Below are 11,941 nucleotides of genomic sequence, written 5' to 3'. Positions count from 1 at the left end.
CCAGGAGGAGTATAACTACCCCCAAACAGCCGAGATCCATTTTAATGAATGGATACGGGGGACCCGATCAGTCGGGGCGCATTCCGCATGGGGAAAGAACATTTTCACCCGGAAAGAGAACTTCCACTCTCTAGCCCGTCAGCTAACCTCGTAGGCGATTGGAAGGGCAACGAACAGCACCGAAAGGGTCGCCGGCAACTGCCTGCGGCCCTTTTTTGCATTTCGTCCGGCCCGTGGTACAAATCATTGGTGCGCGGGCCGGCCCCTGAAAGCGGGCGGCAGCAGCGCGGAGGCCTGACATGAAGCATGGCGAAACCGATTCCTACTGGGGCGGCATCATCAAATCCATGGGGCTGGTATTCGGCGACATCGGCACCAGCCCGATCTACACCCTGACCGTCATCATCGCCCTCACCAAACCGACCCAGGACAACATCCTCGGCATCATCTCCCTGATCGTCTGGACCCTGATCATCCTGGTACACCTGGAGTACGCCGTACTGGCCATGAGCCTGAGCCGCAAGGGGGAGGGGGGGGAGATCGTGCTGCGCGAGATCCTGGTACGAATGATCAAGCCTGGCCGCCAGATGGCCTTCGTCACCTTCCTCACCTACCTGGGGGTGGCCCTGCTCATGGGGGACGGCGTGATCACCCCGGCCATCAGTATCCTCTCGGCAGTGGAAGGAACCTTGCTGATCCCGGGCCTGGGCGGCCTGAGCCAGAACACGCTGATCCTGATCGCTGGCACGATCGCCCTGTTCCTGTTCGTCTTCCAGTACAAGGGGACCGACAAGGTGGCCCGGGCCTTCGGGCCGATCATGGTGCTCTGGTTCGCGGCCCTGGCACTATCGGGTGCAATTTCCGTCTCCTCCCACCCCGGCATCCTGGCAGCCATCAGCCCGCACCACGCCATCTCCTTCCTGATGCACAACGGTCTCCCCGGTTTCTTCGTGCTCTCCGAAGTGATCCTCTGCGCCACCGGGGGCGAGGCGCTCTACGCCGACATGGGACACCTGGGGCGCAAGCCGGTCAAACGGGCCTGGTATTTCGTCTTCGTCGCCCTGGTGATCAACTACCTGGGTCAGGGAGCCTTCATCATCACCCACCCGGATGCCAAGAACATCCTCTTCGGCATGCTTCAGTACCAGGCGCCCCTGTTCTACATTCCCTTCCTGATCCTGACGATCCTGGCCACCATCATCGCCTCCCAGGCACTGATCAGCGGCGTCTTCTCCATCGTCTACCAGGGGATCAACACCCGCATGCTGCCGCTGCTCAAGGTGGACTACACATCCAACCAGCTCAAGTCCCAGATCTATATCGGCTCGGTCAACTGGCTGTTGCTCTGTTTGGTGATCCTGATCATGCTGGTCTTCAGGAAGTCCGCCAACCTGGCGGCCGCCTATGGATTTGCCGTCACCGGCACCATGGTCATCACCGGCATCATGATGACCATGATCTTCAGCCGCACCACCAAGAAGTGGAAGGTTCCTCTGGCACTGTTCGTCACCCTGGTGGACGTGGTCTTCCTGGTATCGAACTGCAACAAACTGCCCCATGGCGGCTACTGGTCGCTGATCCTGGCCTCGGTCCCCCTGGCCGTGATCCTGATCTGGACCAGGGGTCAGCGCGGCCTCTACCTGGCCCTGCGCCCGCTGGACCTGGAGACCTACCTGCTGAGCTATGAGCAGATCTACAAGAAGGGGCGCATCGCCGGCACCGGCCTGTTCTTCGTCAAGGAGTGGAACATCATCCCCCCCTACCTGGTGCACTGCACCATCCGCAGCAACATCGTCTATGAGCGCAACGTGCTGATCTCCATCGTCCGCACCGACGAACCCTTCGGCGTGGAGTCCGTGCTGGAGTGCGGCATCGGCACCGGCCTGGATGGCTTCATGATCAAGGCCGGCTACATGGAAATCTTCGATATCGAGCTACTGCTGAAACAGAACGGCATCCAGGAGAAGGTCATTTTCTACGGCATCGAGGATATCGCCACCACAAACCCGATCTGGAGGGTCTTCTCGGTGATCAAGAAGCTGACACCCAACTTCGTGCAGTTCAACAAGGTCCCGGCTGCCAAGCTGCAGGGGGTCATCACCAGGGTGGAGATGTAGCCTCCACTTGAACGCCCGTCAGGCTGGTGGGGCTGTCCGCGGGAAGCGACTTATCCCTGATCCGTCGTGGTTCCCGGCGAAATGGAGCGAAAGGCAGCCGGACTGTCCGAGCCCGGAGGGCGATTTTCCGGCTGCAGCGCAATGAGCCGTGGAGCCAAAGGATCAGGGATCCGGAGCGAACGGCGGACAGCCACACCCGGCGTCCCCACCCCGCCTCAGCCAGCGCGGCGGCTCCCCTGACAACTCCCGCGCCGTTCCAGCTCGGCGTCGATCAGGTTGAGCACCTCGAACTTCTTCAGCGACCAGAGCGGCGCCACCAGGTTGTCGCGCCCGCCGTCACCGGTCAGGCGGTGGATCAGGATGGCCGGATCGAGCAGTTCCAGAAAATCGCACACCAGCCCCACGTACTCATCCCTATCCATCAGAGGCACCTCCCCTCGGGCATGCATCTCCGCCAGCCGCGTCCCCTTCATGACATGCAGCAGATGCAGCTTGACGCCGGCCAGGCCGAGCCGGTTCAGTTCGCCGGCCATGGCCAGCATGTCGTCGCGGCTCTCGCCCGGCAGTCCCAGGATGACATGGGCGCAGACCCGCAGGCTGCGGGAGCGGCACTCTTCCACCGCCCGCAGAAAACAGGCGTAATCGTGGCGGCGATTGATATAGGCCAGGCTTGTGTCGTGGATTGACTGCAACCCCAGCTCCAGCCAGAAATAGGTCTGCTGTGAGAGTTTCCAGAGGTAATCAAGGACATCCGGCGGGAGGCAGTCCGGCCGCGTGGCCACGATCATGCCGACAACGTCCGGCGTCAGCAGGGCTTGGCCGAACAGCAGGCCCAGCCGCTCCACGGGAGCATAGGTATTGGAGTAGGCCTGGAAATAGGCCAGGAACTTGGAGGCCCGGTACTTGCGGCGCATGACCTCCTTGCCGTCCTCCAGCTGGGCGACGATACCAAGATCGCGGAGGATACCGTGGGAGCCGGACCCCTGTCCGCCGCAGAAGATACAGCCGGCATGGTCAAGGGTGCCATCGCGATTGGGACAGGAAAAACCGGCATCCAGGGAGATGCGCTGCACCTTGCAGCCGAAGACGCGCTTCAGCTCGGCGGAAAAAGGGTTGTAGCGTTTGGGGTTTGACATGGTGGGGTGATTGTAGCACGCAACGCGGGAAACGACAAAGCCGGCATTTAGCCGGCTTTGTCGTTTCCGAAACATTCCGCCCCGGCTATGTGCGCACGAAATCCGGCCGGGAGAAGGCGTACTCGAAGTTCATGTGGTCGGCGTAGGTGCCGTTCAGGATGGCAGCCACATCCTCGGTCAGGACCAGCTCCTCGTCGGTGGGGATGACGAAGGCCTTGACCGGGGAGTCGTCGGTGGTGATCAGTGTCTCCTTCTTACGGGTCATGGCGCTATTGTTACGCTCCCTGTCCAGGATCAGCCCCAGATGTTCCATCCCTTCCAGAACCATCTCGCGGACCTTGACGCTCATCTCGCCCACTCCGGCGGTGAAGACGACGGCGTCCAGTTTGCCCACGATGGCCATGTAGGCGCCGATGTACTTTTTGATGCGGAATACCTCGATCCTCATGGCCAGCTTGCAGCGCTCGTCGCCGGCCTCGGCATGCCGGGCCACGTCGCGGCGGTCGGAGAAACGGCCGGTTATGCCCAAGATGCCGCTCTTCTTGTTCAGGATGGTGTCGATATCCTTGACGCTCAAACCCTCCTTATGCATCATGAACAGCGGGATGGCCGGGTCGATGTCGCCGCAGCGAGTGCCCATGATGGCCCCTTCCAGCGGGGTGAGCCCCATGGAGGTGTCGATGGAGATGCCGTTCTTGATGGCGCAGTGGGAGACGCCGTTGCCGATGTGCAGGGTGACCAGGTTGGTGTCGGCCGGTTTCTTGCCCAGCAGCGCCGCCGCGCGCTTGGCGACGTACAGGTGGGAGGTGCCGTGGAAGCCGTAGCGCCGCACCTGGTGCTTCTGGTACCACTCGTAGGGAACCGGGTAGATGTAGGCATATTCCGGCATGGTCTGGTGAAAGGCGGTGTCGAAGACAGCAATCTGCGGAACAGTGGGCAGGAGGGCCCGCGCAGCCAGGACCCCCTCGATGTTGGGCGGGTTGTGCAGCGGCGCCAGGTGCTGGCACTCCTTGACCGCCTCCAGAACCTGATCGTCGATGACCACCGAACGGGTAAACTTCTCTCCACCATGCACAATGCGGTGACCCACGGCGGCGATTTCGGAGACATCCTTGATAACGCCCCGCTTCGGGTCGGTGACCGTCCTGATGATCAGATCGATGGCAGCCTGGTGGGTGGGACAGTTCTGCTCCTCCTTAAAAGCGTCCCTACCAGGGACCTCATGCACGATAAACGAATCACCGATGGTGACCCGCTCGACAATGCCCTTGGCCACCACTTCTTTACGACTCCAGTCATAGAGCTGGTACTTGACCGACGAACTGCCGCAGTTCAATGCCATGATGATCATTGCCAGACCTCCTTGCACGGCAAGCGCTCTGGTAAACAACAAAACATCGCTAATCCTGGTTACGGAGAGAAATCACGTCTGACGTCCGTGTGATCACATCCACCTGTCCGCTGTGACCGGTACTATCCGGCTCGTTTTTTGACGCTTCCCTGAACATGCCGTAACAGTTTTTGCAGGCTGAGCTATTCCAGGGAGATCATTTCCTGGTTTCCCTGCCGGCCACCTGCATGCGTATCAGGGCGCGCTCCAGGGCAGCCTCGTAGATCTTGAACTGCTTGTCCTCCGGCCCGATCCCTTTCAACGCCTGCTCCGCGCGGGCCTGGGCAACCCTGGCCCGCTCCACGTCGATCTCATGGGCATGCTCGGCGGTCTCCACCAATACGACGACCCTGTCGTCCTGGACTTCGAAATAGCCCCAGTTGAGCGCCATGCAGGCCGCCACTCCGTCAACCCTGTAGCAGAATTCGCCGATCTTCAGGGAGGAGAGAAACGGGGCATGCCCCGGCAGCACGCAGAACTCACCCAGCACGCCGGTGGCCATGACCTCGTCCACCTCGGCATCGACGACCTTTCCATAGGGAGTGATGATTTCCAGCTTCAGTTTTTCCGCCATGGTCCCCCCTACACCGCAGCCAGCTTGGCGGCCTTCTCCACCGCCTCCTCGATGGAACCGACCATGTAGAAGGCCTGCTCGGGGAGGTGGTCATGCTTGCCGGAAACGATCTCCTGGAAACCCTTGATGGTGTCCTTCAGCTCCACGTACTTGCCCGGGGAGCCGGTGAAGACTTCAGCCACGAAGAACGGCTGGGAGAGAAAGCGCTGGATCTTGCGCGCCCGGGCAACGATCAGCTTATCCTCCTCGGAGAGCTCGTCCATGCCCAGGATGGCGATGATGTCCTGCAGGTCCTTGTACTTCTGCAGGATGTACTGCACCTGGCGGGCGATGGCGTAATGCTCCTCGCCGATGACCTGCGGATCCAGGATGCGCGAGGTGGAGTCCAGCGGGTCAACGGCCGGGTAGATGCCCAGCTCGGCTATCTGACGCGAAAGCACGGTGGTGGCGTCCAGGTGGGCGAAGGCGGTGGCCGGCGCCGGGTCGGTCAGGTCGTCGGCCGGCACGTAGATGGCCTGCACCGAGGTGATTGAGCCGTTCTTGGTGGAGGTGATCCGCTCCTGCAGCTCCCCCATCTCCGTGGCCAGGGTGGGCTGGTAGCCGACCGCCGAGGGGATGCGCCCCAACAGGGCCGAGACCTCGGAGCCGGCCTGGGTGAAGCGGAAGATGTTGTCGATGAAGAGCAGCACGTCCAGCCCTTCGTCGTCGCGGAAGTGTTCGGCGATGGAGAGGGCAGTCAGGGCGACCCTGGCGCGGGCGCCGGGCGGCTCGTTCATCTGGCCGTACACCAGGGCGGTCTTCTCCAGAACCCCGGTCTCCTTCATCTCCATCCAGAGGTCGTTCCCCTCGCGGGTGCGCTCGCCGACCCCGGCAAAGACCGAGAAGCCGCCGTGCTGGCGGGCGATGTTGTTGATCAGCTCCATGATCAGAACCGTCTTGCCCACCCCGGCGCCGCCGAACAGGCCGATCTTGCCGCCGCGGGCATAGGGGGCCAGCAGGTCCACAACCTTGATGCCGGTGGTAAAGGCCTCCACCTTGGTGGACTGGTCCTCGAAGGGGGGAGCCTCACGGTGGATCGGGTTCTCCTTGTCGTTGCCGATGGGCCCCATCTCGTCCACCGGCTCGCCGATGACGTTGATGATCCTGCCCAGGGTCTTCTTACCCACCGGCGCGCAGATCTGCTTGCCCGTGTCCAGGACCGCCTGGCCCCGCTTGAGACCGTCGGTGGAGTCCATGGCGATGGTGCGCACGGAGTTCTCACCCAGATGCTGGGCAACCTCCAGCACCAGGTTGTTCTCGCTGTCGTTGATCGCCGGGTTGGTGACGCGCAGGGCGTGGTAGATCTCCGGCAGCTTGCCCGGCTCGAACTCCACGTCCACGACCGCGCCGATAACCTGTGTGATTTTTCCTGTATTCTGACTCATTGAACGGTATCCTCCCGTGAACTTTTGGGGTTTCTTATCCTTTTATGGATTCGGAGCCGGAGATGATCTCCATCAGCTCGGTGGTGATGGCTGCCTGGCGGGCCCGGTTGTACTGCAGGGTCAGTTTGCCGATCATCTCGGTGGCGTTTTTCGTGGCGCTGTCCATGGCCGTCATCCGGGCGCCATGCTCGCCGGCAACCGACTCCAGCACGCTCCTGAACAGCTGAACCTCGATATTCTTGGGCAAAATTTCCGCCAGGAGTTCATTCCGCGACGGCTCGTAGATAAACTCCGGTGGGTTCTCGTCATCGGGAAGCGGACAGACCGCCACAACCGGCAGCAACTGCTGGAAGGTGATGTCCTGGGTCATGACCGACCGGAACGAGTTGTACAGAAGCTCCACCCGGTCATAGGTTCCCACCTGAAAGCCTCGGATCACCTCTTGGGCAAGGAAGGCAGCCCTGGCATAGGTTGGCGAGGAGATGATATCCGTGTAATTCTTGTAAATTTTGCAGCGGTTCTTGAAGTATTCGTACCCCTTGCGCCCCACGGTGAGTACATGAATCCGCTCGTACTCATCGCCGTTCTCCTGCAGAAAGCGCTCGCCAGCCTTGCACAGGTTGCTGTTAAAGGCGCCGCACAGGCCGCGATCGGCGGTGATCACGACCAGCAGCAGCCCCTTGGCCTGGCGATGCTCCATGAGCGGGTGCGCGTCCTCGCTCAGACAGGCGGCCTGAATGTCCAGCACCTCCCGCAGCTTGTCGGCGTAGGGCCGCGCGGCAACGACGTTTTCCTGGGCGCGGCGCAGCTTTGCCGCCGAGACCATCTTCATGGCCTTGGTGATCTGGTAGGTATTCTTTACCGAGACAATCCGTTTCTTTATGCTCTTGAGGCTCGCCATGGTTGTAGTCCGTCCTTGTGCTTACGCGCTGAATTCTTTCTTGAACTGCTCCAGGGCAGCCACGATGCGCTTCTTCAGCTCGTCATCGATGGCTTTCTTGTCGCGCAGCTCCGACAGCAGGTCGGCCTGGCGGTTGTCGAAGAATGCGTACATCTCATCCTCGTAACGCCTCAGCGTGGAGACCGGCAGCTCGTCCAGGAAGCCGTTGTTGGCGGCAAAGATGATCAGCACCTGCTTTTCGTTGGACAGCGGGCGGTACTGCGGCTGTTTCAGGATCTCCACCAGACGCTCGCCACGGGCAAGCTGCATCTGGGTCGCCTTGTCCAGGTCGGAACCGAACTGGGCAAAGGCCGCCATCTCGCGGTACTGGGCCAGGTTCAGCCGCAGGGTGCCGGCAACCTGCTTCATGGATTTGGTCTGCGCCTTGCCACCGACGCGGGAGACGGAGAGGCCGACGTTGATGGCCGGACGCACGCCGGAGAAGAACAGGTCCGATTCCAGATAGATCTGGCCGTCGGTGATGGAGATGACGTTGGTCGGGATGTAAGCGGAGACGTCGCCGGCCTGGGTCTCGATGATGGGAAGCGCGGTGAGCGAACCGCCGCCGCACTCGTCGGACAGCTTGCAGGCGCGTTCCAGCAGACGGCTGTGCAGGTAGAAGACGTCACCGGGGTAGGCCTCGCGCCCCGGAGGGCGGCGCAGCAGCAGCGACAGCTGGCGGTAGGCTACAGCCTGCTTGGAAAGGTCGTCATAGATGATCAGGGCGTGCTGGCCTTTGTCGCGGAAGTACTCGCCCATGGTGACCCCGCTGTAGGGGGCGATGAACTGGAGCGGCGCCGACTCGGATGCGGAAGCGGCAACGACGATGGTGTAGTCCATGGCGCCGTGATCGGAGAGCTTGGCCACCACTTGGGCCACGGTGGAGCGCTTCTGGCCGATGGCAACGTAGATGCAGATCACGTCCCCACCCTTCTGGTTGATGATCGTATCCACTGCTACGGCTGTCTTGCCAGTCTGGCGGTCGCCGATGATCAGTTCGCGCTGGCCGCGGCCGATGGGAACCATGGCGTCGACGGCCTTGAGGCCGGAGGCCATGGGCTGATCAACCGATTTGCGGGCAACGATGCCGGGAGCCTTGATCTCCACCTTGCTGAAGGTGTCGGTTTTGATCGGCCCCTTGCCGTCGATCGGCTCGCCGATGGCGTTGACCACCCGCCCGATCAGGGCTTCGCCCACAGGAACCTCGGCAATGCGGCCGGTGCGCTTGACGGTGTGACCCTCCTTGATCGCGGTGAATTCACCCAGGACCGCGGCACCGACATTGTCCTCCTCCAGGTTGAGGACCATGCCCGAAACGCCGCCGGGAAATTCCAGCAACTCCCCCGCCATGGCGCCCGAAAGGCCGTGAATACGGGCAATGCCGTCGCCGATGGAGATGATCGTGCCGGTCTCCGAGACCTCGACCTCCTTGCCGTACTCTCTGATCTGTTTCTTGATGATCTCGCTGATCTCTTCCGCTCTGATTTTCATGGGAGCATTACCCCTTCTGTAATTGATCTTGTATCCGCTTGAGTTGCGTCTTTACACTGCTGTCGTAGACCGTATCACCGATCTGAACGACAACACCGCCCAGAAAAGCCTTGTCAACCGTCAGTTGGGGGATAATCGTTTTAGCGCTCTTTTTTTCCAGCGCCTCCCGTATCGCGGCCAACTGAACAGCATCCAACTCAAAGGCGGTTGTGATAACCGGGCGAAGTATGCCCACGTGCTCGTCAGCCAACTGCCCATAGGCCTTGACTATCTGGCTGAAAAACGCAACGCGGTTCTTGTCCACCAGCAGCAGCAGGAAGTTTCCCATCAGTTCGGAACAGGCGCATGAGCCGACCAACTCCCGCATGATGTTCTTTTTCCGTTCATGGCTCAGGGCCGGATCCGCGAAGGCGGCCGGAATCTCGGGGGTAGTGCCAAAAAGATCCTCAACGTCTGCAAGCTCCCCGCGGAAGCGGTCAACCAGCCCGCATTCCGCCCCAAGTTGCACAAGCGACAACGCATATCGTTTTGCTATCGTGGAATTGATCATTTGAACTGTTCCACCTTCTTGAGATAATCATCCACGTACAGGTCGTGGTCTTCCTTGCCAATGGCGCCAGCCAGTTTCGTAGCTGCAAGCTGAACCGCCAGGCGGCCAGCCTCGGCTTGCAGAGCCGAACGAGCCTTCAGCACCTCATGTTCGGCGGAAAGAGTTGCCTGGCCAGCGATCTTTTCGGCGGCAGCGCGGGCTTCGGCAATGATGCGCTGTTTCTCCTGCTCGCTTTCGCGCAGCATCGCGCCCCGCATCTCTTCGATTTCACGGGAAGCGTGTTCCAGCTTGCCGCTGTATTCGCGAAGTTTTTGCTCCGCAGCGTCCCGGCTCTGCTCTGCCTCGCGAAGACTCCTCTCTATCTTTACCTGACGCTCATTGAGAGCTTTCTTGACCTGTGCCTTTGCAATCGCCCAGCCCAGTAGAGCAGCCAGAACCGCGAAGTTGAGCACACGCCAGCCGAAGTCCTTCATTTGGGCCGCAGAATCGACCTGGTGGGCTCCTTCGCCAGCTTCCGATGCCCACCCCGTACCGACGGCAATGACAACGACACAGACCGCAAGGCATAAGGACAGGGTTGTTGTGCGATCAGATGGTGTACCCATGGCTACAGACTCCTCCCCAGGATTTTCTCGCAGATATCATCGGACAGGGCAAGGGCATGCTGCTCCAACAGCATCCGGGCCTGCGCCGATTCACGGGCCACATTGTCCCGAATGCCCGCCAATGATGCCGCAGCCTCGGAGCGTGCCGTATCCAGAAGCGCCGTCTCCTCGGCCTGGGCCTGCCTGATCGCCTCTGTCCTGCGCAGGGTCGCTTCAGCCTTGGCCTCCTGCAGACGCCCTTCGTAGAGGGCCATCTTGTCACGCACCTCCTGATCAACGGAATCGGCCGTGCTGCGCGCTGATTCGATCACCTGGCGGCGGTCTGCCATAACTCTGCGAATCGGTTTGTACAGAAACAGGTTCAGAATGATTACAAGAACACAGAAGTTCAGTATCTGGATGATGAACGCCAGATTCAGTTCTATCACGACCCACCTCGCACGAATCCGCGACCGGACTTCTGGCCGGCTCGCCGATTACGATGTATCTGCGCGCCCTCCCGGGTACAACGCGCCTGTTCGCGGAACAGACGTGTCTCACGGAAGACTACTTGGCAACGGTTTCAACCATCTTCAGGGCGATATCCTTGTAGGGGTTGGCGAACAGAATGATCAGACAGACAACCAGGGCGTAGATTGCCAGCGACTCTATCATGGCCAGACCGATCATCATGGTTGTCATGATTTTTGATGCCGCACCAGGATTACGCGCAACCCCCTCAACAGCGCTTTTGACCGCCATCCCCTGCCCAATCGCCGTACCCAGCGTACCGATCGCCATACCAATTGCCGCTCCAAAAACACACATAGTGAAAAAGTTCATGGTTCGTTCTCCCCTCGGAGTGTGATGTATCCTAAGCAGTATAGGATCTTGATAATTGTTGTGAATCAACCGGTGGATCAGTGGGCCTCTTCAAGCGAACCCTGGATGTAGATCATCGTCAGCAGCATGAAGACGAACGCCTGAATGAAGGAGACCAGCACCCCCATCAGCATCATCGGCAGCGGCACCAGGAAGGGCGCCAGGCCGAAGAAGATGATCAGGACCAGTTCGTGGCCGTTCATGTTGCCGAACAGACGCAGGGTCAGGGAAAGCGGACGGCTCAGGTGTCCGATGACCTCGATGAAGAACATGACCGGCGCCAGCCAGAGAATGGGGCCGCAGAAGTGTTTTATGTAGCCAATGCCATGCCGCTTTATACCCACCACATGGGTGGCGATGAACACCACTATGGCACAGGCGGCGGTGGTGTTGATGTTGGCCGTCGGCGGGAAAAACCCGGGGATCAGGCCGATCAGATTGGAAACCAGTACAAAGAGTCCCACGGTGGCCACCAGCGGGAAGTAGGGGCGGCCATGCTCACCCATGGTCTCGACGATCATGTTCTCAACGCCACCGACAACAACTTCCATGAAATTCTGCAATCCACAGGGGATCATCTTGAGCGCCCTGGTAGCCAGAAAAGAGAACAGCAGCAGTAACAGCATAATAAGCCAGGTGTAGGCAACGGCGTCCGCACCGGCCTCGGACATGTGCAGCGGTTCGAGCAGCTTGCGGAAAAATTCGAGAAAGAGTAACGGGTGGACCATGGCGAACCTACCCCCCAGCAAAATTTCACGGCCTGGACAAGCAGGCCATGCCTTCGACATCAATCACCAAAAAAGAAACAGCAAAAAACTTGTTTATGAAAATATCATACGCTTATGCCCTGGAT

General features: G+C 60.3%; 12 protein-coding genes and 1 riboswitch. Of the genes, 1 reads left to right on the top strand and 11 read right to left on the bottom strand.

Annotation, left to right across the window (positions count from 1 at the left end; translation table 11 throughout):
• Window positions 1-17 precede the first annotated feature (17 nt).
• Window positions 18-172: riboswitch (cyclic di-AMP (ydaO/yuaA leader) on the top strand.
• 127 nt (window positions 173-299) lie between these two features.
• On the top strand, window positions 300-2,117 hold the full coding sequence (locus tag PPRO_RS02965; protein WP_011734554.1) for a KUP/HAK/KT family potassium transporter: 1,818 nt from the start codon (window positions 300-302) through the stop codon (window positions 2,115-2,117).
• Window positions 2,118-2,332: 215 nt separating this feature from the next.
• On the opposite strand, the gene PPRO_RS02960 is transcribed toward PPRO_RS02965, so the two are convergent.
• From PPRO_RS02960 to atpB, 11 genes are all read right to left on the bottom strand, one after another.
• Window positions 2,333-3,253 carry a TIGR01212 family radical SAM protein gene (locus PPRO_RS02960; RefSeq protein WP_041532511.1) on the bottom strand — a complete coding sequence of 307 codons (921 nt, stop codon included), beginning with the start codon at window positions 3,251-3,253 and terminating at the stop codon, window positions 2,333-2,335.
• Between the two features lie 85 nt (window positions 3,254-3,338).
• Window positions 3,339-4,604, bottom strand: coding sequence for an acetate kinase (locus tag PPRO_RS02955; protein ID WP_011734552.1), 1,266 nt, complete (start codon window positions 4,602-4,604; stop codon window positions 3,339-3,341).
• Between the two features lie 196 nt (window positions 4,605-4,800).
• Window positions 4,801-5,217, bottom strand: a complete 417-nt coding sequence (locus PPRO_RS02950; RefSeq protein ID WP_011734551.1) for a F0F1 ATP synthase subunit epsilon — start codon at window positions 5,215-5,217, stop codon at window positions 4,801-4,803.
• A gap of 8 nt (window positions 5,218-5,225) precedes the next feature.
• The gene (gene atpD / locus PPRO_RS02945) at window positions 5,226-6,641 is read right to left on the bottom strand and encodes a F0F1 ATP synthase subunit beta (RefSeq protein WP_011734550.1); all 1,416 of its coding nucleotides are present in this window, start codon (window positions 6,639-6,641) and stop codon (window positions 5,226-5,228) included.
• 34 nt (window positions 6,642-6,675) lie between these two features.
• Window positions 6,676-7,542 carry an ATP synthase F1 subunit gamma gene (gene atpG, locus PPRO_RS02940; protein ID WP_011734549.1) on the bottom strand — a complete coding sequence of 289 codons (867 nt, stop codon included), beginning with the start codon at window positions 7,540-7,542 and terminating at the stop codon, window positions 6,676-6,678.
• A 21-nt stretch (window positions 7,543-7,563) separates the two neighbouring features.
• Window positions 7,564-9,072 (bottom strand): F0F1 ATP synthase subunit alpha, encoded by a 1,509-nt coding sequence (gene atpA / locus PPRO_RS02935; protein ID WP_011734548.1) that lies wholly within the window; start codon window positions 9,070-9,072, stop codon window positions 7,564-7,566.
• A 7-nt stretch (window positions 9,073-9,079) separates the two neighbouring features.
• Window positions 9,080-9,622 (bottom strand): ATP synthase F1 subunit delta, encoded by a 543-nt coding sequence (gene atpH / locus PPRO_RS02930; protein ID WP_011734547.1) that lies wholly within the window; start codon window positions 9,620-9,622, stop codon window positions 9,080-9,082.
• Window positions 9,619-10,227, bottom strand: coding sequence for a F0F1 ATP synthase subunit B family protein (locus PPRO_RS02925; RefSeq protein WP_011734546.1), 609 nt, complete (start codon window positions 10,225-10,227; stop codon window positions 9,619-9,621). Before PPRO_RS02925 ends, atpH begins: the two co-directional genes overlap by 4 nt.
• Before the next feature lie 2 nt (window positions 10,228-10,229).
• Window positions 10,230-10,655 (bottom strand): ATP synthase F0 subunit B, encoded by a 426-nt coding sequence (locus PPRO_RS02920; protein WP_011734545.1) that lies wholly within the window; start codon window positions 10,653-10,655, stop codon window positions 10,230-10,232.
• A 118-nt stretch (window positions 10,656-10,773) separates the two neighbouring features.
• Window positions 10,774-11,049: an ATP synthase F0 subunit C gene (gene atpE, locus PPRO_RS02915; protein ID WP_011734544.1), complete on the bottom strand. Its 276-nt coding sequence runs from the start codon at window positions 11,047-11,049 to the stop codon at window positions 10,774-10,776.
• Between the two features lie 77 nt (window positions 11,050-11,126).
• Window positions 11,127-11,816: a F0F1 ATP synthase subunit A gene (gene atpB, locus PPRO_RS02910; RefSeq protein ID WP_011734543.1), complete on the bottom strand. Its 690-nt coding sequence runs from the start codon at window positions 11,814-11,816 to the stop codon at window positions 11,127-11,129.
• Between the last annotated feature and the right edge of the window lie 125 nt (window positions 11,817-11,941).

The sequence above is a fragment of the Pelobacter propionicus DSM 2379 genome (assembly GCF_000015045.1).
In the GTDB taxonomy this organism is placed as follows: Bacteria; Desulfobacterota; Desulfuromonadia; order Geobacterales; family Pseudopelobacteraceae; genus Pseudopelobacter; species Pseudopelobacter propionicus.
This window is presented reverse-complemented; position numbering and strand designations above follow the sequence as displayed.

Bases quoted from the DNA above. Each gene is read 5' to 3' on its own strand.
- PPRO_RS02965 (WP_011734554.1), top strand. From the start codon at position 300: ATGAAGCATGGCGAAACCGATTCCTACTGGGGCGGCATCATCAAATCC.
- PPRO_RS02960 (WP_041532511.1), bottom strand. From the start codon at position 3,253: ATGTCAAACCCCAAACGCTACAACCCTTTTTCCGCCGAGCTGAAGCGC.
- PPRO_RS02955 (WP_011734552.1), bottom strand. From the start codon at position 4,604: ATGATCATCATGGCATTGAACTGCGGCAGTTCGTCGGTCAAGTACCAG.
- PPRO_RS02950 (WP_011734551.1), bottom strand. From the start codon at position 5,217: ATGGCGGAAAAACTGAAGCTGGAAATCATCACTCCCTATGGAAAGGTC.
- atpD (WP_011734550.1), bottom strand. From the start codon at position 6,641: ATGAGTCAGAATACAGGAAAAATCACACAGGTTATCGGCGCGGTCGTG.
- atpG (WP_011734549.1), bottom strand. From the start codon at position 7,542: ATGGCGAGCCTCAAGAGCATAAAGAAACGGATTGTCTCGGTAAAGAAT.
- atpA (WP_011734548.1), bottom strand. From the start codon at position 9,072: ATGAAAATCAGAGCGGAAGAGATCAGCGAGATCATCAAGAAACAGATC.
- atpH (WP_011734547.1), bottom strand. From the start codon at position 9,622: ATGATCAATTCCACGATAGCAAAACGATATGCGTTGTCGCTTGTGCAA.
- PPRO_RS02925 (WP_011734546.1), bottom strand. From the start codon at position 10,227: ATGGGTACACCATCTGATCGCACAACAACCCTGTCCTTATGCCTTGCG.
- atpE (WP_011734544.1), bottom strand. From the start codon at position 11,049: ATGAACTTTTTCACTATGTGTGTTTTTGGAGCGGCAATTGGTATGGCG.
- atpB (WP_011734543.1), bottom strand. From the start codon at position 11,816: ATGGTCCACCCGTTACTCTTTCTCGAATTTTTCCGCAAGCTGCTCGAA.